This is a genomic window from Vibrio gazogenes (assembly GCF_002196515.1).
GTDB classification, from domain to species: Bacteria; Pseudomonadota; Gammaproteobacteria; order Enterobacterales; family Vibrionaceae; genus Vibrio; species Vibrio gazogenes_A.
Genome location: NZ_CP018835.1, coordinates 2,156,889 through 2,179,788 on the forward strand (window position 1 = coordinate 2,156,889; position 22,900 = coordinate 2,179,788).

General features: G+C 39.6%; 19 protein-coding genes. 14 read left to right on the top strand and 5 right to left on the bottom strand.

The features are described 5' to 3' along the window. Window positions 1–182: 182 nt before the first annotated feature. Window positions 183–1,133, top strand: a complete 951-nt coding sequence (locus BSQ33_RS09745; protein ID WP_088133987.1) for an NAD-dependent epimerase/dehydratase family protein — start codon at window positions 183–185, stop codon at window positions 1,131–1,133. Then, window positions 1,130–1,675 carry a sugar transferase gene (locus tag BSQ33_RS09750; protein ID WP_088133988.1) on the top strand — a complete coding sequence of 182 codons (546 nt, stop codon included), beginning with the start codon at window positions 1,130–1,132 and terminating at the stop codon, window positions 1,673–1,675. Before BSQ33_RS09745 ends, BSQ33_RS09750 begins: the two co-directional genes overlap by 4 nt. A 46-nt stretch (window positions 1,676–1,721) precedes the next feature. Here BSQ33_RS09750 and BSQ33_RS09755 read toward each other — a convergent pair whose 3' ends face one another. The 5 genes from BSQ33_RS09755 to BSQ33_RS21580 all read right to left on the bottom strand — a co-directional run bounded on the left by BSQ33_RS09755 (window position 1,722) and on the right by BSQ33_RS21580 (window position 6,852). Continuing rightward, the gene (locus BSQ33_RS09755; RefSeq protein WP_088133989.1) at window positions 1,722–2,690 is read right to left on the bottom strand and encodes an acetyltransferase; all 969 of its coding nucleotides are present in this window, start codon (window positions 2,688–2,690) and stop codon (window positions 1,722–1,724) included. Between the two features lie 84 nt (window positions 2,691–2,774). Continuing rightward, on the bottom strand, window positions 2,775–4,985 hold the full coding sequence (locus BSQ33_RS09760) for a YjbH domain-containing protein (RefSeq protein WP_420070611.1): 2,211 nt from the start codon (window positions 4,983–4,985) through the stop codon (window positions 2,775–2,777). Beyond that, window positions 4,982–5,764 (bottom strand): capsule biosynthesis GfcC family protein, encoded by a 783-nt coding sequence (locus BSQ33_RS09765; protein WP_088133990.1) that lies wholly within the window; start codon window positions 5,762–5,764, stop codon window positions 4,982–4,984. The genes BSQ33_RS09760 and BSQ33_RS09765 overlap by 4 nt, the downstream gene beginning before the upstream one ends. Then, the gene (locus tag BSQ33_RS09770; protein ID WP_088133991.1) at window positions 5,761–6,471 is read right to left on the bottom strand and encodes a YjbF family lipoprotein; all 711 of its coding nucleotides are present in this window, start codon (window positions 6,469–6,471) and stop codon (window positions 5,761–5,763) included. Before BSQ33_RS09770 ends, BSQ33_RS09765 begins: the two co-directional genes overlap by 4 nt. A gap of 81 nt (window positions 6,472–6,552) precedes the next feature. After that, window positions 6,553–6,852 (bottom strand): hypothetical protein, encoded by a 300-nt coding sequence (locus BSQ33_RS21580; protein WP_157721378.1) that lies wholly within the window; start codon window positions 6,850–6,852, stop codon window positions 6,553–6,555. Between the two features lie 844 nt (window positions 6,853–7,696). Here BSQ33_RS21580 and BSQ33_RS09780 point away from each other — a divergent pair. The 12 genes from BSQ33_RS09780 to gmd all read left to right on the top strand — a co-directional run bounded on the left by BSQ33_RS09780 (window position 7,697) and on the right by gmd (window position 22,899). After that, on the top strand, window positions 7,697–9,070 hold the full coding sequence (locus BSQ33_RS09780) for a capsule assembly Wzi family protein (protein ID WP_157721379.1): 1,374 nt from the start codon (window positions 7,697–7,699) through the stop codon (window positions 9,068–9,070). Between the two features lie 39 nt (window positions 9,071–9,109). After that, window positions 9,110–11,791: an SLBB domain-containing protein gene (locus BSQ33_RS09785; RefSeq protein ID WP_198298089.1), complete on the top strand. Its 2,682-nt coding sequence runs from the start codon at window positions 9,110–9,112 to the stop codon at window positions 11,789–11,791. A gap of 82 nt (window positions 11,792–11,873) precedes the next feature. Beyond that, window positions 11,874–12,875: a Wzz/FepE/Etk N-terminal domain-containing protein gene (locus BSQ33_RS09790; protein ID WP_088133995.1), complete on the top strand. Its 1,002-nt coding sequence runs from the start codon at window positions 11,874–11,876 to the stop codon at window positions 12,873–12,875. Window positions 12,876–12,993: 118 nt separating this feature from the next. Continuing rightward, window positions 12,994–13,767 (top strand): glucose-1-phosphate cytidylyltransferase, encoded by a 774-nt coding sequence (gene rfbF / locus BSQ33_RS09795; protein ID WP_088133996.1) that lies wholly within the window; start codon window positions 12,994–12,996, stop codon window positions 13,765–13,767. 4 nt (window positions 13,768–13,771) lie between these two features. Then, entirely contained in the window at window positions 13,772–14,851 is a 1,080-nt protein-coding gene (gene rfbG, locus BSQ33_RS09800) for a CDP-glucose 4,6-dehydratase (protein ID WP_088133997.1), read from the top strand. Window positions 14,852–14,853: 2 nt separating this feature from the next. Next, window positions 14,854–16,170, top strand: coding sequence for a lipopolysaccharide biosynthesis protein RfbH (gene rfbH, locus BSQ33_RS09805; RefSeq protein ID WP_088133998.1), 1,317 nt, complete (start codon window positions 14,854–14,856; stop codon window positions 16,168–16,170). Between the two features lie 4 nt (window positions 16,171–16,174). After that, entirely contained in the window at window positions 16,175–17,026 is an 852-nt protein-coding gene (locus BSQ33_RS09810) for an NAD-dependent epimerase/dehydratase family protein (RefSeq protein WP_088133999.1), read from the top strand. Beyond that, a complete protein-coding gene (locus tag BSQ33_RS09815) occupies window positions 17,023–18,288 on the top strand; it encodes a flippase (protein ID WP_157721380.1) in 1,266 nt (421 codons plus the stop codon). Before BSQ33_RS09810 ends, BSQ33_RS09815 begins: the two co-directional genes overlap by 4 nt. Before the next feature lies 1 nt (window position 18,289). After that, entirely contained in the window at window positions 18,290–19,228 is a 939-nt protein-coding gene (locus tag BSQ33_RS09820) for a glycosyltransferase family 2 protein (RefSeq protein WP_088134001.1), read from the top strand. A gap of 413 nt (window positions 19,229–19,641) precedes the next feature. Next, window positions 19,642–20,595, top strand: a complete 954-nt coding sequence (locus tag BSQ33_RS09825; protein ID WP_088134002.1) for a class I SAM-dependent methyltransferase — start codon at window positions 19,642–19,644, stop codon at window positions 20,593–20,595. Between the two features lie 7 nt (window positions 20,596–20,602). Beyond that, window positions 20,603–21,769, top strand: a complete 1,167-nt coding sequence (locus BSQ33_RS09830) for a glycosyltransferase family 9 protein (protein WP_088134003.1) — start codon at window positions 20,603–20,605, stop codon at window positions 21,767–21,769. Window positions 21,770–21,780: 11 nt separating this feature from the next. Continuing rightward, on the top strand, window positions 21,781–22,899 hold the full coding sequence (gmd, locus tag BSQ33_RS09835) for a GDP-mannose 4,6-dehydratase (RefSeq protein WP_420070630.1): 1,119 nt from the start codon (window positions 21,781–21,783) through the stop codon (window positions 22,897–22,899). Window position 22,900 lies beyond the last annotated feature (1 nt).

The window sequence follows — 22,900 nt, forward strand, 5'->3', positions numbered from 1 at the left end:
TTGATCTCACAGAGATATGAAAGGTTGATGTCTTATTATCGGTTATATATTTTTGTTCTTGAGCACCGATGGTCTAGTTTAAGTCTTACACTTCATCTGAATCAATTGTAAACTTCGGATTATTGTAAGTAATCGATATTGTTAGGTCGCTTTTTGAGCATCTATATATTGTAGGGTATCGCGTGAAAATCTTTGTTACTGGTAGCTCTGGTTTTGTTGGAAGACGTGTCACACAAATGGCTCATGCTCAAGGGTGGGATGTGTTAACGCACGGCAGAACTGCAAATCATGTGCAGCAACCGTCAATAGTTTGTTCACTAGGATCAGAGACTGATTGGAGTCCGGTTCTTGATGGTGTTGATTGTGTGGTGCACTGTGCTGCCAGAGTGCATCAAATGCATGAATCTCCCGAAGAAGCGCAACATGCTTATCATGATGCCAATGTGCTGGGGACACTTAATCTGGCCCGTCAGGCTGCAAAGGCGGGTGTAAAGCGGTTGGTATTTATTAGTTCAATTAAGGTCAACGGTGAGTGGACGAAAGAAGGGCACCCTTTTTTACCGATATTAGATGGGAAGCCTGAAGACCCCTACGGTATCAGTAAATATCAGGCCGAAGTCGGTTTATGGCAGTTAGCCGATGAAACCGGACTGGAAGTCGTTGTGATTCGTCCGCCACTGGTTTACGGGCCTGGGGTCAAAGCCAATTTTTTAGCGATGATGAATTGGGTCGAGAAAGCGATACCACTCCCGTTCGGGGGGATTGCAGCACAAAGAAGCTTGGTTTATCTCGATAATCTGGCTGATCTCATCATCACGTGTTGTACGCATCAGGCTGCGACAGGGCGTACCTTTCTTGTTTCTGATGACCACGATATCGCCATTTCCCAGCTCTTACGTCTTCTCGCGAAAGTCATGAATGTGCCGTCCCGGCTAATACCGATTCCCCCTCAGTTTTTGTTGTGGGGACTATCATTATTCGGGAAACGGGCAGTGGGTCAACGGTTATGTTATCCTTTGCAACTTGATATTTGTGCAACCAAAGAGACGTTGGGTTGGGCGCCGCCAGTCTCGCTGGAAGACGGTCTTAAACAAACGGTTCTGGCATATCAACAGCAGAAAGAGCAACAATGATTAGATTACTAGATTTTATTTTTGCACTACTTGGGCTTGCGATTCTGTGGCCAGTCATGTTGTGTGTTTGTATTGCGGGATATTTTGATACCAAGAGTCCGATTTTTACCCAAACTCGGGTTGGTCGGTATCAAAAGCCATTTACACTGATTAAGTTTAGGACCATGCCGCCTGATACTCAGTCTGTTGCGACACATCTGGTCGGTTCCGCTTCGGTAACAAAGTTCGGTTCATTTTTAAGAAAAACCAAGATCGACGAGTTACCGCAGCTCATCAATGTGCTGAAAGGGGAGATGAGTTTGGTCGGTCCAAGACCTTGCTTGTTTAATCAGACTCAACTGATTGAAGCAAGGGAAAATCGGGGTGTGTTTAATGTGCTTCCTGGCATTACCGGATTAGCGCAAGTCAATGAGGTTGACATGTCTACACCTGAATTGCTGGCTGAGATGGACCAGAACATGATTCAGACCATGAATATCCGGCACTATTTCTTATACATTATCCAGACAGTTTCTGGTAAAGGAAGCGGGGATAGGGTCTGAGGAGCCTCTTCCCGTGATAACACGCTTCAACGACAACGTCCTGCCATTACAGTGACTGATAATACTGGGTCAGCGCATCAATAAAGTGAGATTTTTGGTCGCAGGGCAGGGCATTGATACCGGCTGCGGCTTTGCGTCCGCCGCCTGTTGCAAACAAACTACACACATCATCAGCACCGGTCCGGTTTTTTAAAGGTGCCCGAACACTGACGGTATAATCCTGCTGGTTTTCATTGAGGGTTAATACTGCGTGTGCCAGCTCGGGGCGCTGATTTGCCAATTCATTGCCAAACACGCCACTAATCCGTCGTGCCCAAGCTGCACTGGGAAGTTCAAAGATTCGACATGACTGATTTTCAGTTAATGGGATGAGACGCGTCACCTGAGCATAGTCATCCGCATAGCCTTGCTGCAAGAGATAATAAGGAGATTCCGGATCTTCTCTTAGCATGAACGGGCTGGGATAGTTGAGCAGTTGTTGAAAAAGCTCTGCTGGTGGCATATGAAGATCATCTAAGGTTGCACCATAACCGTTGTAGTTGATTAATGTCCCGAGTTCACAGAGAAAATCGGTATCTTCCGGTGATAACCCTTCACGATTTGCGATTGATCGAGCGTGGTGATGAAGATTGTCACCGAAAGCCCCGGCAATTGCCCAATGAACAAATTTTCCTTTGAGTTGTTGATTAATGAGCAAGCTGGTACACGTTTCAGCATCTAAATTGATCAGTGTTTCCAGATATTCTGAATCAGGGATAGTACCGCTTTGGTGATGGTCACAGTAGAAAACAGGGATGCGTTGTGTGAGAAGTTGTTGTAATGGCTCAATGTTCTTCATCATTGAGATATCGAGTACGGTCACCGAAGTGGCATCTCTTCGTGTGACGACTTGTTCTAACAGTTTGATATCTCTCTTAACACCAGTAATCAACCGATGTTCTTTTGGTGTACTCAGACGCAATTGCAGCAACGCAATAATACCATCCGCATCACCGTTAAATACGTCATAGTGCATGCCGTTTTTCTCCTCTGCGACAGTATACAAGATGTATGATACTTACCCCGTTATCAACGAGATAGGTATCATAATGCATTGTGTTTATTCTGTAATTGATTTTGTAAACCAAGGTGAGCGAGCATCGGTCATATTGTAAAGCTCATACTGCCGATTGAGTTTTTGTCCCCCGTCCCGCATCAATGGCAACCAAGAGATATTGGCACGCTGAACACTTGGTTTGATGGTCATCAGATCCAGCGGAATCGAAATATACACGCCTTTGGTAAAGCTTCCTTCCCCATATTCTGACGCAGATAGATTTGTTTTCGCTGCGAATACGCCGGCAATCACGCCACTATCAAACTGTTTTGAGAAATCAACCGTAACCCCTTTATCTTCGGTGAGGTACTGACCCGCGCTGATCTTGAGCAAGGTATGATTGAAGAGCGACCAGAATTGCGGCTGCCAATAAAGAGTTGCGTGGCCGGTAAATGTTCCTGTTTGAACGCGGTAGTAACGGGCGGTTTGAGCATCAAAATGTCGCTCTTCTTTATATAAGCCCAATACGCTATCGGGATCGCGCTGTTTGACATAATTACCGTCAATCCCGAAAGCCCAGTTCTGATTGAGTGGACGATAGATGATTTCACCACCGGCGCCGGCAAACATGGATTCCAGATAACCGCCATAGGCTTGCCCGTAGATGTTGTCTCCGTAATGATCAAAGTAGGTCAGTTGAAGACTGTCCATACGGAAAGTGTGATCATAATATTGGCGTGCCAGCGTTCTGACCCTTTTTAAATCGGTTCCATCTGGTGGCACGGTGTACTTATACTTATCGTAGTTATCGGTGATGTTGCCATATAAGCTACTGGAGAGGATGACATGTTGTCCCATCCGATAGCTACTATTGGCTTTTACCCCAATGGCATAGAGGTAGAAATTCTCAGATCCGCCGAAAGATTGTTGTAAAGCTGGTGTGAGACCAAACTGCCAGTTTCTGGTGCTTTGAGCCTTCACCTCTCCAGAGATAACGGAGGGTTGGTTGGTTGTTTTGGCATCATCGAAATCCGCTCCCGGGTAATCATTCTTCGCCACTCGCTCAAATGCATAAGCGTTGATCTGTGTTTCTGTCAGCGGCTGTCCATTTGCGGTTTCAACAATCTTATAGGTATCGGCATCCAGACCACTGTTTGCAATCAACAATGCAGCACGTTCTTCAGCTTCTTTTTTGTGACGATATTGTTGCTGAGTCCCAGTGAGTGTTACAGTCTTGTTAGCTTGATCTTGCCGGAATGATACTTGTTGGTAGCCAGCAATTTTTTGCACATCAGCGACGAGTTGTTGCCACTCTTCTTCTGACAACGTACTTTTCTTGGGTTGCGGATGGTAATCCGGACGGGGCTCGTCAATCCAGACGGGTCTGAGTTGTGCCAGATTGGTATTGAGAGAAATGCCTGCCGTGAATGTGTTACCACGTTCATAGCTCAGTCTCAAACGAGCCCAATCTGTGAATGAATAGACCAGACCAATGTTCCATGGGGTGGAGACAGGCATGGCTTTCTTCCCTTGAGTGACAGGAAAATCACTTTGGTAGTTATTGCCATCATATTCCAGTTTGAACACAAGGGGATCAAATGGTGTCTGATATTCGATGCCGCCATAGACTGAAGCACATCCGGTGAACATACTATCAAGAGAAACGCTGCCAGTGGTGGCCTGATAGCCGGTACTTCTGCCACAATCGGAAGAGGTTTGGTGATCACCGGATAAATTGCCTCGGTTACCGATATATCCCCAACCCACACCGAGCGTAAAATCAAGCGGACCGAACTGTTTATTGGCTGCAATATATTCGCCATCAAATAGGCCAGTACCGCCAATATCTCGGAATCCGACGGCAATTTGGGGAAGCCAAAAGCTTTCTTCCATAAGGCTGAGTTTTACATCGGCTGATTTGTCGGTATATTTTGTGTCGCCGCTAAAAGACGCATCGTCACTATAAAGTAAATCATGGATCTGGGTATAGCGGATGGTTGTTTCCAGCCAAGGAAATAACTGGAGAGACAGCGAATAGTTAATATAGTCATCATTATTAGTGACGTTCAGTTCAAGCGCCCCTTCCGGCATCATTCTCCCACTCGGCATCTGGATTAATCCCACGCCACCGAAATCGGATTGGGAATGAGTCAGTGATGGTGGGCTAAACTCGTCTGAATAGGCACTTAGCGGTGTCAGGCCAAAGACAATCGTTGCAAGTGTCATGGAGGTATAAGTTGGCCAGGTTAAAGAACCGGATAAATGTTTCATCATGGCAATCTGTTTCTGAGTAACTCGACAACAAGGTCGTTGGGATTCTGGCTGCGATCATTGGGATAAATGACAGGGAGTTCTTCAACCGGAAGCGGGACATAAATAATCGCTCCTGGAGCGATTTCTGCAAAGGTTTGGTTCCAGTACCCTATCGGATGTTCTTCTACTTTGCCGTCGGGTTGGATCACCATAACCTTTGACATCGTTTGGTCAAATAGCCCGGCAGTTTGCGCATAATTTTTCGCATCCAGACGAGGCTGCCACGTTTGTTTTCCCGGTTTAGTGACGCCCCCCAAAACCAGCACATTTTTAGGTGTGTATTTTAGGGTAATGAGCCAGTTTCCGCTTAATTTGGGATTCAGGGACAGATGGAGACGAGTTGCATCCGGGTCAATTGTTTGAAAAATGCGTTTAGCATAATGTAAAGATTCAAGAGAACGTCTGAGTTGTGACCAGTAGAACCAAGACTTATGATAGCGTTTGCTGGCGATGGTTTTCTGTTTTGCGATGACCCCGAAAACTTGTTGTTTCAACTTAAATTCGACGTTGATGTCATAGAGGGCAGATGTGAACCAGTCGATCATACGCCAATCAGCTCCCGTTTGATTCAGCGCTCGTAAAACGACTTCATCGAGACGGGGATAATCATGGTCGGTGAGGTGGCTTGGTGGTGACGATTCAAAGTGAATTTCTACATCAGTTGATGCGGCAAATGAAACGGATGCCAATCCAGTGCTGATGTATAGGGTTAAAGAAAAGATAATTGTCCATGGCTTCATCCGTGATTGTCTCCCACGTAACGCTTGCCGAGAGAAAGAGTCAGTTTTTCTGAACCCGGGAAAATGTACTGCTCACTGGCAATCACCTCACCCGAGTGAGGACTGATCCAATAGTTATTTTGATATCGCTGTTTTATCTGGGGAATATCGACCTGTTCAACAACATGAAGCAGAGCTTGGGCCCCATTGGGCAGATGTTTGTTTTCTACATCTCCCACCGTAAAGGTAGATAGTGCTTGATAACCTGTGTGATATCCCGGAGACCAAGTTATTTTATATTGCCACGTGCGAGGGGTTGTGTCTTTTTGTAGTCCTAATACCAGAGGATCAGTATGGTTCGACTCAATATGAATGAGATTCCCTCCTTTTAGACTGACAGTTTTAATTACTCTACCCGCTTGTGTTACCAGCATCTCACGATCGGTCGATAGCCATTTGAAAATCGTCGGATGTTCTGGTGAGTGTGTTGTTTCGACCCATGTGAGAATCATCAACGCAAGTGGATTTTCTCCCATCCTGACGTACACACTTGCATAAGGAATTTGGGCAACTTTGTCGGGCGTAATTGAATGATCATCCGGTCCCCATAAAGCAGATTGGATGGTATCAGACAGATCCTGAGCATTTTGAGAGCATCCGACAAGTAAGAGTAATGATGTGAAAGATAATAAGTAACAATAATGAGAAAAACGCAAGAATTTTGTCATAGAGGTATAATTAAACCAAATAAACAACAACCGCCGAAGACGGCTGTTGTTTTTATTGAATTAACAGTCAATAACTATTGATTATTGAGGCGTTGTTACTGTTGTGGTTGTGTCATTCGAAGCGCTGACCGCAACAGCAGTCGCTGCAACAACCGCTGCAGTTGTTGCTGCAATCGTTGCACTTATACCACCAATCGCGGTACCAGTCGCTGCTGCGACACTACCAGCTGCGCCTGCTCCAGCGCCAGCACCTGCTCCAGCAGCCCCTGCTCCAGCACCGCCAGAACCAGTACCACCGGAAATAACGCCCGCGGCTGGGGCAGCACTTGCAATACCACTGAAAGCAAACATTGCCAGCAAAGTAATTGCAGTTTTCTTCATACTTATCTCCTAGGAAATAACATTAACATCGATGTTGCTCACAAAATGTACAGGAGCTTATTAAACATAATACATGTTTAAAGGTTATGTAAACTACATGGTGTGAAATTATCAATATATATTGTGCTGTTATAAAAAATCATCGTTTATTTTTGTCATATAAATAAATACATAGCGTTACATTAATATTTTCAAAAGTAACCGAATTCAGGGAGTTATTTCATTGTTTTTGTTTGATTTTTGACATGTAGGGTAACAAGCTCTGATATACATCCTCAGTGATTGAAAAAGGGGGGCTGTATCTCAAATGTTATTATCAAATGAGTGTAATAAATATAACCCCACATACGTACCAATATCCTTGTGATTTAAACTATTTAAAATTTATTGTTTTTTTGGTAGCACGTCTGGTGGGGCAAGGTATGGGTTTTATATACCAATTGCTTCATCCATCATTTGCTAAATTTGATTTTCTCTACTAAAACTATGAAACATAGGTATAAATATATGGACCTCCTGTGTTTGACTGTAAATTTATTCTTGGTGTTACAACTTGTTTTATAGGGCTGAGAGGTGAATAACACCAGTTTTAACCGTATGTCGATACTTTTAAACTATTTTTTATTTAGTCGGAAAAATACAAGTGTCAGGCCTTTATCTACATTTTTAATCCCCTGATATTGATAATGTTTTGATTATATTTACTCATGTGTGGGTATTTGTTTTGAGTACAAGGATGGGCTCTTAGCATGCTTTCTGGGAAGCCGACCCAAGGGCGGTAGCGTGCTTGAACAAATCCTCTTTCTTTTAATCATTGTCAGTTTATTGTGATGTGAGTATTCTCTTGGCTAGAAATATAATTCTAAAATTATTTTCATCTTATCTTATTGGTTTAATGCTGCTTTTTTCTTTGGAAAGTGAAGCTGCGCCTTGGTTATCCATGGATGATGCCTACCTTAAGTCTGATCTACAGATGCTGGCGGATGCCGGTCTTATTTCTGTGCCTATCAATTCTTATCCAATCCGTTGGTCTCGCCTTGATACCGATCTACAACTGATGCATATGGTTCCGCTCTCTCCGTCGCTTGAGCAAGCCTATCAACATCTCAGTTACGCATTAAGCCAAGATTCTATAGGGAGTGGCCGCAAGCATGTTGCTTTTGGGTATGCCCATGCGTCTCGGGACGACAGGAGTTTTGCAGCTCCATTGACCGCACACTGGCAGGTAAAATCGAGTTATGAACTTGTGGAGCACGACTATGCTTTTCGTGTCGCTGCAAACTATCAGCGCTCTCCGGATAAATCCGGTAGTGAAGACTCCGATTATGGGCTGGATGATAGCTATCTCGCATTGAATTGGGGAAATCTGAGTGCGACTTTCGGCAGTCTGCAACATTGGTGGGGCCCGACGTCGATTTATAATCTGGCTTGGGGACATACGCGTCGCACCGTGCCCGGTTTCAACTTGGCCTATGATGGCTATGACTGGCCGATATTTGGTAACTGGCATGTTGAAACATTCTGGGGATTCAATAAGACCTCAAACCGAAATGATAAGCAGTGGTCGAATCGATTTGAGTTCAGCCCTTTCAACCGACTGAATGTTGGTTTGGTATATCAGAAGTGGTTTGATAAACCCGACTGGGATGGATATATAACTGGCTCAGTTCAACCACAGGACGGTGAACAAGAGCAATACAGCGCTGATATCCGCCTGAGTTTACCTGTCTTGAACGTGGGAACAGTCGTGACTCAGAGTCTTTATGCACAGGGAGCCAGTTTGGTGAATGAGCGATCACTGGGGGCACTGGTTATTGGCTGGCAAAGTCAGTTCGATCTTGGTGGACAGTCGCTGCGTTGGGTTGCTGAGGTAAAGCAGTTAACCAATGATGCCAAGCAACAATGGCGAGACATGCTGTCTGATCGCACAACCCTGATTGGGCAACATAACTATCAGTCTGTCAGTGGCATGGATGTCGGGGAAGCAAAATCATTAAAACTCCTTTGGATCACGCCTGATAGCTGGGAATTGACATTACAAGGACAGAGTTACCATCAGATTGATGATGATGATGATGCTCTGAAAAAACTAACGGCTTATGTGCGTTTACCGTTGGTAAATAGTCGTCTGACATTGGGCTCTGATTTCATGCCGGATACCAAAAATAATCAAACCGATAAATGGAATTACTGGGTTCACTGGGACTTTCGTTTTTAATCGATTCACTATCAATTGTTTGAACATTGGATGAACTTGATGAGATATATTCTATTCAGATTAATCATAGTTTTTTTTGTTTCCTTTAGTAGTTTTTCTTCTTGGTCTGCCAATTTCACCGCCTCACAACTTGCCCAGTTCAAGCAGCTATCACCAGCACAGCAGCAGGCATTGGCCCGGCAATATGGTGTTGATCTATCAATCTTAATGGCGTCGGATAAAGCTGAAGATATATCTCAGCCAGTACAGACGATACAGCCGAGATACATCGATGAACAACAAAAAACAACAGAGGGTGACACTCAAAAAACAGCGAAAGAAGGAGAGGATGATGCGGCTGAACAGTTAGTTAACTTTGGTTATGATTTATTCTCGGGTCAGCCTTCAAGCCATACTCCTGTTGATGATTTACCGGTTCCGAATAACTATCTGATTGCTGCCGGTGACGAAATTAATGTGCAACTGTTCGGAAGTCAAAATAATAGTTACAGTCTCAATGTCTCTCGGGATGGAAGTATTCAATTCCCCAATTTAGGTCCGATTCATGTTGCTGGACAGACATTTAGTGAGTTAAAAGCGAATCTGACTGAACGCATCAAAAAACAAATATTGGGCATTGATGTAGCTATTTCTCTTGGTTCATTACGGATCATGCAAGTTTATGTGGCAGGGGATGTATATCAACCGGGCGCCTACAATATTCCGAGTTTGGCAACCGTGACTCAGGCTCTAATTGCTGCTGGTGGATTTAGCAAAAGTGGTTCGTTGCGAAATGTCACGGTTCGTCGAGAGAATAAAGTGATCGCCCAGTTAGATTTATATAACTTACTTTTGCAAGGCAATAATCTGAGTGATATTCGTCTACAGTCGGGTGACACTGTATTTGTTGCAGCCAAAGGTCCCTCTGTCAGCATTCGGGGAGAGATTCGTCGTCCTGCCGTTTATGAAATAAAGTCGGGAACGACCATGAAGCAACTGATGAAGCTTGCCGGAGGAAGTAAAGCGAGTGCTTACTTGCCTCAGCTTCAGGTGAAGCGTTATCAGAAAAATGGGATTCATATCCATACGCTTGATTTAACCAATGGTAAAGATAAGCAATTTGTCTTGCAAGATGGTGACGATATTACGGTGAATCCAATTAGTGACGTCTTGAAAAATGCAGTAATTGTGAGAGGGGCTGCTATTCGGCAAGGCGCGTATGCATATTCTCAGGGCATGAGAATTTCAGATTTATTCTCTTCAGCGGATGATCTTGCACCGAATGCTGATCTGGATTATGCGCTCATTGTGCGTGAAACGGGGCATAAACATGGCATTAAAGTTTTACAATTCAGTCTGAATAATGCCATCAATATGGCGAACTCATCCGATGATCTTGTACTACAGGCCAATGACCAATTATTTGTTTTTGCCACGGATCTCTCCTTGAATGAATGGAAAACTGAATCCGTAAAACAACAACCAACGACATCGGGTGATTTATTTACTCATTCAGAAGAGCAGAAAGAAAAGGAGGGGATGCAGAAAGATTCCTCCAAAAAACGAGATGCATTGACAGGGATTGAACTGGTTGATAGTGAAAAACCTAAATTAGCGGTACAAGACAGCGATAAAGATGTGCAGGAAATGCAAAACAGCGATCCTGCATCTCGCTCGCGATTATTAGAACCTTTGATTAGTCGTTTACAGCTACAGGCTGTCAATGGTGAAAGAGCGAAAATTTATGAAATTAGCGGTGCTGTTCGTTACCCGGGCGTATATCCACTCGTTGAAAACGGAAGTCTAAAAGATGCCATTATGGCCGCGGGTGGATTACTGGAGTCTGCTGCTAAAGATGAGGCAGAATTATCTCGCGTTATTTCGATGCCAGGTACGATTGCGATTCATCACCAGACATTTGATTTAATCAAAGCGCTGACTAATCCCCATGAAAATTTTCTACTCGAATCGAAAGATCGGGTTGTTGTACAACGCAAAACGAACTGGAAGACCAATAATATTGTTGAGATTCAGGGAGAAGTCATGCATCCCGGAAGCTATACAATCAATCAAGGAGAGACGATTCAAGATTTAGTGAGGCGTTCTGGAGGGCTTTCCCAATTTGCCTATCCACAAGGTGCTGTCTTTAGTCGTGAGGTTCTCCGTTTACAAGAAGAGCAGCGGATGAAAATGGTGACCAATAATCTCCGACAAGAGATCGCTTCACTGACACTCCGACGTCAAAGTAGTGCTGCAACATATACCTCATCTCCGACAGAAGCGATGAAAGTTGTCGATGATTTGTTGGATATTCCTGCGATTGGACGTTTAGTTATTGATCTACCTAATATTTTATTGGGCAATGCTCAAGACGACGTCATGCTTGAAGATGGTGATAAGCTTTATATTCCTCCAAGAAGAAATACGATCTCGGTACTTGGTCAGGTACAAATCGCAAGTAACTTTACATTCAAACCTGGTCTTTCTGTCGAGAAATACATTGGCTTAGCCGGTGGGGAGAAAAAACAAGCGGATACTGATCGTGTGTATGTGATTCGAGCCAATGGTGCAGTGATGTTACCGAATCAGTCTCACTGGTTCGTTCGCGCTGAGAAATCTTTAGAGCCCGGAGACACGATTGTTGTTCCGATAGATACAGATTATCTGGACGGTTTAAGTACATTTAGTACTGCAACACAAATGATGTATCAGATAGGTGTCGCATGGAATGCAATTAAATGATTGATTTTTTTTAATAGTAATCAATATACATTGTGAGTCAGTGACGATAGACGTTTGGGAATCAGAAGGGCAATGACTATTTATGACTGAACATAAAAGCCAACGAATTATCGATCTTCCGGAAGCTAGGTCTCCGATATCACAGTCAAAAGAAATGAATGATGAGATAGATTTCAGCGTGTTGTTTGCTGTATTGTGGCACGCCAAATGGTTCATTATCAGCTGTACCTTATTTTTCGCAATTGTCGGGGGCATTTATGCATTTATGAAGCCTGATATTTATCGGGCTGATGTTCTGCTCACGCCAACGACAGATGATACAACGTCTCAGCTCGAATCTGTTGCAAGTCGATTTGGAGGCTTGGCATCGCTAGCTGGTATTAATGTTGGTAATGGTTATTCAGGAGTACAAAAAGCGTTGTATGCTATACAAGTACTTCAATCTCGAAAATTTATCGGAAACTTTATTCTGAAACATAATTTATTAGTTCCTTTAATGGCTGCAGAAGGATGGAATAAAGAGAGTGAGAAGCTAATATATAATCCCGATATATACGATGTAAAGAGCAGTCAATGGGTGAGTGAAGAAGGAAGCGTCATCAAGCCGAAATTGCTTGTCGCCATCCATTATTTTAATCGAGAAATATTACAGATTGATATTGATACTGAGACAAAAATGATCACAATTAGTGTTGACTTTTATTCTCCGTACATATCTCAGCAGTGGGTGAATTGGTTAGTAGAAGATTTAAATCATGAGATTCGCCTTCAGGATATGACTGATGCTCAGAATAGTATCAATTATTTAAATCAGCAGATTCTTCAGACAAGTTTGGCTGATACTCGTTCAATGTTATATCAGCTGGTTGAGCAACAGATAAAGAAATTAATGTTAACCGAAGTCCACCAAGAATACGTTCTTAAAACTGTAGATCCGGCGGTAGTTGCTACTGGCCCAGTTAAACCAAGACGATTATTAATTATAGCAATTGCATGTGTACTGGGTGGATTTATTGCTGTATTCATTGTTTTCGTTAGACAGTTAATTATTAACAATAAAATAAATAATAATTCTCAACAGTAATATGGGTTATAGCACGGTTAGTTCATATAATTCTGTAAGGTGTTTATTTTTTCAGAATGATATTTCTATGTAATAAATTTCTTTGATGTCCGTAGAATAATAACTATTGGAGTGATTTATGAAGGCTGTTATTTTAGCTGGTGGATTAGGTACTCGGCTAAGTGAAGAAACAGTGATCAAGCCGAAACCAATGGTTGAAATTGGTGGGAAGCCTATTCTTTGGCATATCATGAAAATATATTCTTTTTATGGTGTAAATGAGTTTATTATTTGCTGCGGTTATAAAGGGTATGTGATTAAAGAATATTTTGCGAATTACTTTATGCACATGTCGGATATTACTTTTGATATGGCAAAAAATCATATGCATGTCCATCATAAACGGGCTGATCCTTGGAAAGTTACATTAGTGGATACCGGTGAGGAATCAATGACCGGGGGACGGTTGAAACGTGTTCGAGAGTATATTAAGGATGAGTCTGACTTTTTCTTTACCTATGGTGATGGTGTTGCCGATGTCAATATTGCCAAGACATTGGATTTTCATCGTTCCCACGGCAAGCTTGCGACACTGACAGCCACTTATCCTCCCGGGCGTTTCGGTGTTCTTACGATAGAGCAAGATTCAGTGCGTTCATTTCAGGAAAAACCGAAAGGGGACGGGGCTATGATTAATGGTGGTTTCTTTGTCCTCTCCCCTAAAGTTATTGACTTGATTGATGACGATCAAACCACTTGGGAACAAAACCCATTGAATCAGCTGGCTGCGGATGGGGAATTAATGGCCTATCGACATGACGGTTTCTGGCAACCTATGGATACGCTGCGTGACAAAATGAAACTCGAGGAATTATGGGAGACACGCCAAGCTCCATGGAAACTGTGGGAGTAGTGATATGGCAAATCCATTATTCTGGAAAGGAAAGAAAGTATTTATAACGGGCCATACCGGTTTCAAAGGGAGCTGGTTGACATCATGGCTGGCTTTGATGGGAGCGCAAGTCAAAGGCTTTTCTCTTGAAGCGCCTACGACACCAAGCCTATTCCATGTTGCAAAGCTTGATGAGTTGTGCTCAGAGCACCAGATTGGTGATATCCGTAATTACCAGCAACTCTGTCAGGCCATCAAAACCTTTCGTCCTGATATTGTGATTCATATGGCTGCTCAGCCGTTGGTACGATATTCCTATGAAAATCCCATTGAAACATATCAAAGTAATGTGATGGGGACGGTTCATCTACTGGATGCGGTTCGGCAAATTGATTCTGTCCGTGCGATTGTCTGTGTAACCAGTGATAAATGTTATGAGAACCGTGAATGGGTGTGGGGATATCGTGAAGTTGACTCTATGGGAGGATATGACCCTTATTCTAATAGTAAGGGATGCTCCGAGTTAGTTATCAGCGCATACCGTAATTCTTATTTTAATCCTGATAATTATGCCAGACATGGTGTTGCAATTGCCTCAGCCAGAGCTGGTAATGTCATCGGTGGAGGAGACTGGGCATCAGATCGGTTAATCCCTGATGTGTTAAAGGCATTTGCACAACGACAAGAAGTTGAGATTCGTAGCCCGAATGCGATCCGGCCTTGGCAGCATGTCCTTGAACCTTTATCCGGATATTTGACATTAGCGGAAAAGTTATATGAGCAAGGGGCTGACTATAGCGGCGGGTGGAATTTTGGCCCTTATAGTGCCGATGTCCGTCCCGTTCAATATATTGTTGATAAACTCGCTCAGTTCTGGGGGAATGGCGCATCATGGAGAGTGACAAAAGGCGAACATCCTCATGAGGCTCATTACTTAAAATTAGATTGCTCTAAAGCAGCTCAACTACTTGATTGGCATCCTCGTTGGAATTTATCCAAAAGTTTAAAAGATATTGTGAATTGGCACCATGCATGGTTAGGTGGTGAAAATATGCAAGATTATGGTTTGAATGAAATTAAAAATTATATCGAGAGCAGAGATTAAGCATGACTGAGCAAGAACTACGAACTCAAATTGCAGAATTAGTGAGCCAATATGCTGAACAAAAATATCAACATAAGGCTTTTAACTCGGGTACAGATGTTATCCCTCCTTCTGGTAAAGTTCTTGGTAAAGAAGAGCTTCAATATATGGTTGAAGCATCCTTAGATGGCTGGTTGACAACAGGTCGGTTTAATCGAGCTTTTGAGAAAAAATTAGGCGAATTCTTTGGTGGGGGACATGTATTGACAACGACGTCAGGCTCTTCTGCGAATTTATTAGCAATGACAGCACTGACATCACCAAAGCTAAAGGAGCGTGCCCTCAAACCAGGGGACGAAGTGATTACTGTGGCTGCAGGATTCCCAACAACTGTGAACCCCATTATTCAGAATGGATTAATTCCCGTCTTTGTTGACGTAGATATACCAACTTATAATGTGGATGTGCGGTTAGTTGACGCTGCTGTAACAGAAAAAACCAAAGCAATCATGATTGCACACACATTAGGAAATCCATTTAATCTCAAGGAAATTAAGCAGATTGCGGTCAAATATAACTTGTGGCTTATTGAAGACTGCTGCGATGCTTTAGGAACACTTTATGATGGCAAGCATGTTGGTACTTTTGGTGATATAGCAACGGTAAGTTTTTACCCAGCTCACCATATTACTATGGGTGAAGGTGGTGCAATTTTTACTCAGTCAGGTAAATTAAGACGAATTATCGAATCATTTAGAGACTGGGGAAGAGACTGCTACTGTGACCCAGGGTGTGACAATACTTGTGGACAACGTTTTTGCCAGCGATTGGGAACGCTACCTTATGGTTATGACCATAAGTACACTTATTCGCATTTAGGTTACAATCTTAAAATTACAGATATGCAAGCTGCTTGCGGATTAGCTCAACTTGACAAATTGCCGGGATTTATTCGAAAACGGAAAGAAAACTTTATCTATTTAAAGGAAAAATTACAGGGTTGTATTGATTTTATTGAATTACCCGAGGCTACAAATAATTCAGAACCGTCTTGGTTCGGATTTCCTATTACATTAAAAGAAAGTGCAGGAGTAAATCGTGTAGAGTTGATTGAATTTTTAGATGAAGCCAAGATAGGGACACGACTATTATTTGCTGGGAATTTGACTCGTCAACCTTATTTTTCGGATGTAAATTATAGAGTCGTTGGCGAGTTAATCAACACTGACAGGATTATGAATCAAACATTCTGGATTGGTTTGTATCCTGGACTAGATATAATTCATTTTGACTATATTGCTCATAAATTTGAAGAGTTTTTTGGGCTGAGTTATTCATAATAATATGAGAATTATAATCCTAGGGGTAAATGGCTACTTGGGGATAAAATTAGCCCAGTATTTATCAAAAAAAAACAATTCTATAGTTGGGTTGGTTAGACATCCATTTTCTAGTGAATATTGTCAAGTTGTCAATATAAATCATCCTGAATGGAAACAATCTATTTTAAATTTCAATCCAGATTTAATTATTAATACAGTAACATGCTATGGAAGAAATGGAGAGTCAATCAATGAAATTTTAGAGGCGAATGTTACGTTCCCTATAAAAATCATCGATAGCATACTTGAAGAAAATAAAAATTTCAGGATTATTAATTGTGGGAGTAGTTTACCCAAAAATATAAACTTGTATTCTCTAACAAAACATCATCTCAACGAAATTTTTATTCATTATGCATACCTACACAATATGGATTATATTAATCTTAACCTGGAAGGGTTTTATGGGGTTCAGTGTCATAATTCATTTATTAATCATATTTTTCAACTATGTATGCGTGGTGATGAAATTAAATTAACACTCGGGGAACAATATAGGGATTATATATATATAGAAGACTTATTGACCGCAATTGAAGCAGTGATACAACACATTCATCAATTTAGTGGATATGATAAAATAGACATAGGTACAGGTAATTCAATACAAATAAAGAAACTAGTAGAGAAAATATGTAATCTGACAGGTTATAATAAAGAACCTTTGTATGGTGCATTGAAATATAGAGATCATGAGCTAATGAAAAGCTGTGCTGATATCAGTACATTGTCTAGTCTAGGGTGGGAAGCATCATATAATATAGATAGTGGGTTATCTGAACTATACTTGAATGAATTTAAGGGATTTTTTTGAAAGATAAAATAATTTTATCTGTATTTAATTCAGGATGGCTTGTTCTGGATAAATTTGTTAGATTGATAATTGGTGTCCTTGTAAATATATATTTGGCAAGGGAAATGGGAGCAGAGTATTATGGTGAAGTTAGCTACGCTATTGCTTTTGTTGCTTTTTTTGATGCAATCAATCTTCTTGGGTTAGATCAAATTGTTGTTAGAGAGTTAAGTCAGTTCAAAGATAATAAAAAGTTTATATTGAATGTTACTGTATCTCTAAGACTTATTTCTGCATTTTTAAGTTTTTTACTGAGTATTCTTTTTGCATTTTATCTTGGAAAAAATATCTTAGCAATTGCTATAGTATCTTGTGGTTTAATATTTTCATTAGGTAATGTTTGTGATTTGTTTTTTCAAAGTGAGATTAAAAGCAAATATACAGTAATTGCTAAAATGATTGCTTATGTTTTTTCTGCATTATTTAAGGTTTTTATTATATGGTATGGTGGTTCAGTTTCTTTTTACTTAATTGCTGTCCCTCTAGAAATTATAACGATAAGCTTTATTTTGATATATCTACTCTATCGTAAATATAAATTAGTATTTGTAATACACTTACCTAAATTTCGATATAATAGTTATTATCTAGAAATATTAAGAGAATCTTTCCCTTTAATGATCTCTAACCTTGCAGTGATAACATTTATGCGTTCTGGGATTATGACCGTAGAATATTTTTTAGGAAATCGAGCTGTTGGATTATACTCTGTTGGGGCAAATCTTGCTGAAATGATATTTTTTGTTCCAAGTATTATAGTGATAAGCTTTTCCCCTATTCTAGCAAGTTTGTCTAAAAACAATAAAGAACGATATTTTTTATTATATCAACGGTTAATGTTTGTTTTTTGGTGGGGCAGCTTTTTTAGTATTTTGCTCTATGGAAGTTTATTGTACTATCTGATTCCTTTTTTATATGGTGCTGATTTTTATTTAAGTAAATATATATTTATCGTTCATCTATTATCTTTTTTACCTGTGTGTATAGGGTGTTGCCAAACGATTTGGGTTATCAATGAGAAAAAACCTAAGATAATATTAATTCAAACTATAGTAGGAGCTTTATTAGCTTTGGTTTTAAATATTTACCTTGTTCAGTCTATGGGGGTTATTGGTGCTCCAATTGCAATATTAATTGCCCAGATTGTTCAATCATTTGTTGTTAATTATTTTTTCTGTAAAGATTTATTTGTATTTACTTTCCGTTCACTTCTGTGGAGATGATATGTTAAGCATTTGTATTCCTACTTTGAACAGACCCTATTATTTATTTAAAGCACTTTACTCTATCTATCATCAGGAAGAAAGTATAATACCTTTTGAAATATGTATATCTAACAATTTTTCAGATTATGATTACACCGAAGTAGAACTATATATACAACAACTCAATGAAAAACATAGAAATATAAAATACGTCAAACAAGAAGAACGACTATCTTTAGATAAACATATGCACTTTGTGATCAATATGTCAGAAGGCGATTATGTCTACTTATTAGGTGATGATGATTATTTCAAAAAAAATGCTTTTATTATTTTAGATAAACTTATTCATGATGATATTGATTTAGCTGTCGTTAATGCAAACTGGATAGATGGTAAGGGGAAATTAATTTCACCAGTACATTCAGAACCTGTGAATATTGAAGGTCTGTCGAAGTATGAAAAATACCTACATCTTTATAATAAATGCACTTATGGTGCTCTTCTGATAAGAAAGTCACTATTTTCTGATAATAATTTTAAAAAATTATATAATACGTCACATGCTTATGGTTGTTTTTGGATTGAGCTGCTAAACAATGATACACCAAGAAAAATTACATATCAAAGTGGTAATGTCTGCGTTAATCTGAGAGCAGCTGAAAAAAGTTATAATTTAGTGGATGTTATTTTTAATGATGTTAATCTATTTTTTGTTGAATTAATAAATAGTATTAACTCTGAGGAAGGAAAAGACGCTGTATTAGAAGCATATAGACAGTATAAGGAAAGTAATTCTAGTATCCGATTTTTATGTGGGTTACAAAAAAGAGGTGTAGCTATATCGCAGATGAAATATACCAATAATAATGATAACTCACTTGTTTTTAAAGTGAAGAAGCTACTTTCTTATGCTATATTTAAATTACTTGTTCTTACTAGAATTGTTAATCTATGAAAATTGACTTTATTGTTGTTGGTGCTACTAAATCGGGAACGACTTCTTTATGTCACTATTTGAATGATCATCCGGATATTTTTATCCCAGATGTAAAAGAGTGCCATTTTTTCTAAACTAGATAAAGATTTCAAAAGAGCGGGTTCATATAGTCAATCTATAACAGGATATATTGATAAATTTGAGAATATAAAAATATACACTTATGAGCACCTTCGTAATTTAGGCGTAATTTAGATTGGCTACTGAATGATATCTGTTCATTTTTGAATGTCGATGAAAAGTCGTGGTGTGGAGAATTTTAATGAATCAGATAAACCTTGATCTAAGTTTATTCATAATTTTTCAAATGGTAGAGTAATTTTGTTAATACAATTAATCTTGTTGTTAAATTCTTAATTTATAAATCGTTAATGAATAGAATTAAAAGAAAAGTAAGTGATGCAAATCTAATTCGAGAATCTATAAAGTCTGAAGATAAAAATTATCTGATTGATTATTATAAAAGTGATATTCATAAGCTTGAGGCAATCATTAGAAAGGATTTATCTAATTGGTTAGAGGATTTATTTTTAAGGGAATATATGTGTAAATGTCCAATCGATTCTAACGAGGTGAATTTTATTTTCCAAAAGAAAATTTTGGGGAAATACGATGTGAATTATTACAAATGTAGCCATTGTGGAATTATAAAAACAGAGACGCCTTATTGGCTTGATGAAGCATACAGTGATGCAATTGCTAACTCGGATATCGGTCTGTTAGACAGAAATAATTATAATGCTAAAATGGTTTTGACAATTTTAAGTATTTTAAATCGTATTCATGAGAGAGTCGTTGATAGTGCCGGGGGATATGGCATTTTAACAAGATTGCTGCGAGATCGAGGTATTCATTGTTACTCTTCAGATAAGTATTGTGAAAATCTGTTTTCGAGTGACTTTTGTGGTGATCACGTCGAGAATATAAATGTATTATTAGCTTTTGAGGTGATGGAACATTTATCAAACCCAATAGAATTTTTGAGTGAGAACATAGATAAATATAATCCGGATTTGTTGATATTTTCGACTCAGACTTTTGTTGATAACCCTCCTTTAAATTGGTGGTATTACTCATTTCATACAGGGCAGCATGTCATCTTTTATCAACAGAAATCACTTGCTATGCTCGCAAATGAGTTTAACTTAAAATACTATATGATTAATGATTATTATCATCTTTTTTCTAGAGATACAATAAGCTCGGCGAAACTATTTCTTATAAAAAATAAAATGGCTAGAAAAATTATTCATATCTTTTGTGAAAGAATATCTAAGTCAAGAAGTCTCTTACAAAGTGATTATAATAAAATAATATCTAAATAGTGGATGTATGATTAGATTAAAAAGGTGTAGTTTAAAAATATATTACTCTTTAGCTTTTTATATATCAAAACTGTATGTAGTAGTCAGTATTTTTTTTCTAAAAAAGAGCATACCCAAGAAAAATTCTCTGGTTGTTTTTAAGCCGGATGCTATGGGGGATTATGTACTATTAAGGAACTTTTTATATCATCTTGAAAAAATCAATTATAAAATAGTTTTAATTGGAAATGATTCTTGGATGGAAATTGCACAATATTGTGATTCTGTTTTTATTGACCAATTTTTTCCATTAAATCGTAAAAAATTTATAAGAAATTTTTTATATAGAACCAAAATATTATCTCAGTTAGGAATGTTAAATAATGTAGAGACGGTTTTGTATCCTTGCTATAGCAGAGAAGGATATCCCCTTGAAGACATCGTTAAAGCTATTCCGGCATCCAGCAAGATAGCATGGTTTGGTGATCTCTTAAATCAGAATCAGAAACGTCGTGAAAAAACTCAGTCTTTGTATACCAAACTGTATCATGATGATGATATTGTTTTTGAATTTGAAAGAAATCGTCAGTTTTTTACTCGGTTTTTAGAAAGGGAACTCACACATGTACGGCCTTATCTAGATGCTCTAGTGGAGTCTTCTTTGACTTTACCTAAACGATATGCATTTATTTTTATTGGTGCTAGTGCGACATTTCGGCAGTGGTCGGTTGAAAAGTATGCTGAAGTGGCAAAATATATCTACCATAAATACGGATTTGAGATTATTTTGGGCGGCTCTCCTAACGACATTATTTTAGGGAAGCATTTAGAAAACCTATTATATACCACATGCCCGTGTGTCAACTATGTAGGAAAAACAACGCAGGTGGAATTGGTTGAACTCATTGCTCGTTCAACACTGATTTTATCGAATGAAACTGCTATTCCGCATATTGCTGTGTCTTTACAACATCCGAATATCTTCGTCGTTTCCAATGGAAATCATTATGGTCGCTTCACACCATACCCAAATGACTTATGTGATCGATATTTTGCAATCTATCCCCCAGAACTGGAGGAGATTAGCGATGAAAAAGAGAAGATTGCAAGATTTGGCCGTGGAAGCTTACTTGATATACAAAGAGTTACGTCGAAGAGTGTCATTAAGAAAATCTCCGAATATATTAAACTATAAGATATTTTATGATGAAAAAAGCATTAATTACCGGTATTACCGGTCAGGATGGTTCTTATCTCGCAGAATTATTACTGAAAAAAGGATATGAAGTTCATGGTCTTAAAAGACGTGCTTCATCATTTAATACGCAACGAATCGATCATTTATATCAGGATCCGCATGACGTAGATCCAAAACTGAAACTTCACTACGGTGATTTGACAGATAGCTCGAATTTAACTCGAATTCTAGAGCAAATTCGTCCTGATGAAGTCTACAATCTCGGCGCACAGTCTCATGTTGCAGTATCATTTGAGTCCCCAGAATATACTGCAGATGTTGATGCTATGGGAACATTACGTTTATTAGAAGCTATTCGTTTTCTTGGGCTGGAAAAAACAACGCGTTTTTATCAGGCTTCAACATCCGAGTTATATGGTTTAGTGCAAGAAATTCCTCAAAGAGAAACAACTTCTTTCTATCCTCGTTCTCCTTACGCTGTGGCTAAACTGTATGCTTATTGGATTACCGTCAACTACCGGGAAAGCTACGGTATGTACGCTTGTAATGGCATTTTATTTAATCACGAGTCTCCTCGGCGGGGTGAAACATTTGTTACCCGAAAGATCACACGAGGCCTTGCAAACATCGCTCAGGGATTAGAAACGTATCTTTATATGGGCAATATGGATGCTTTACGCGACTGGGGCCATGCGAAAGATTATGTTGAAATGCAATGGTTGATGCTTCAACAGGAGCAGCCAGAAGATTTTGTGATTGCAACAGGCGTTCAATATTCTGTGCGTCAGTTTATTTCATGGAGTGCTGCTGAGCTTGGTATTGAACTTGAGTTTCAAGGTAATGGTACGGAAGAGGTTGGAGTCATCAAATCAATTCAAGGTGATAAGGCTCCATCGGTTAAAGTTGGTGATGTTATTGTTCGTGTTGACCCTCGTTACTTCCGCCCTGCAGAGGTTGAAACATTGCTGGGTGATCCGAGTTATGCAAAACAGAAATTAGGCTGGGAGCCAACAACAACGGTTCAGGAAATGTGCTCAGAGATGATTGCTGAAGACCTAAAAATTGCTCAGCAACATGCGTTTATGAAAGCAAACGGATTTGAAGTCCCTGTTTCTCTGGAGAACTGAA

Excerpts from the sequence above, each read along its gene's own strand:
- BSQ33_RS09820 (WP_088134001.1), top strand. The coding sequence starts at position 18,290 with ATGTTAAGCATTTGTATTCCTACTTTGAACAGACCCTATTATTTATTT.
- gmd (WP_420070630.1), top strand. The coding sequence starts at position 21,781 with ATGAAAAAAGCATTAATTACCGGTATTACCGGTCAGGATGGTTCTTAT.
- rfbG (WP_088133997.1), top strand. The coding sequence starts at position 13,772 with ATGGCAAATCCATTATTCTGGAAAGGAAAGAAAGTATTTATAACGGGC.
- BSQ33_RS09830 (WP_088134003.1), top strand. The coding sequence starts at position 20,603 with ATGATTAGATTAAAAAGGTGTAGTTTAAAAATATATTACTCTTTAGCT.
- BSQ33_RS09760 (WP_420070611.1), bottom strand. The coding sequence starts at position 4,985 with ATGATGAAACATTTATCCGGTTCTTTAACCTGGCCAACTTATACCTCC.
- BSQ33_RS21580 (WP_157721378.1), bottom strand. The coding sequence starts at position 6,852 with ATGAAGAAAACTGCAATTACTTTGCTGGCAATGTTTGCTTTCAGTGGT.
- BSQ33_RS09765 (WP_088133990.1), bottom strand. The coding sequence starts at position 5,764 with ATGAAGCCATGGACAATTATCTTTTCTTTAACCCTATACATCAGCACT.
- BSQ33_RS09750 (WP_088133988.1), top strand. The coding sequence starts at position 1,130 with ATGATTAGATTACTAGATTTTATTTTTGCACTACTTGGGCTTGCGATT.
- BSQ33_RS09755 (WP_088133989.1), bottom strand. The coding sequence starts at position 2,690 with ATGCACTATGACGTATTTAACGGTGATGCGGATGGTATTATTGCGTTG.
- BSQ33_RS09790 (WP_088133995.1), top strand. The coding sequence starts at position 11,874 with ATGACTGAACATAAAAGCCAACGAATTATCGATCTTCCGGAAGCTAGG.
- BSQ33_RS09810 (WP_088133999.1), top strand. The coding sequence starts at position 16,175 with ATGAGAATTATAATCCTAGGGGTAAATGGCTACTTGGGGATAAAATTA.
- rfbH (WP_088133998.1), top strand. The coding sequence starts at position 14,854 with ATGACTGAGCAAGAACTACGAACTCAAATTGCAGAATTAGTGAGCCAA.
- BSQ33_RS09770 (WP_088133991.1), bottom strand. The coding sequence starts at position 6,471 with ATGACAAAATTCTTGCGTTTTTCTCATTATTGTTACTTATTATCTTTC.
- BSQ33_RS09825 (WP_088134002.1), top strand. The coding sequence starts at position 19,642 with ATGAATAGAATTAAAAGAAAAGTAAGTGATGCAAATCTAATTCGAGAA.
- BSQ33_RS09785 (WP_198298089.1), top strand. The coding sequence starts at position 9,110 with ATGAGATATATTCTATTCAGATTAATCATAGTTTTTTTTGTTTCCTTT.
- rfbF (WP_088133996.1), top strand. The coding sequence starts at position 12,994 with ATGAAGGCTGTTATTTTAGCTGGTGGATTAGGTACTCGGCTAAGTGAA.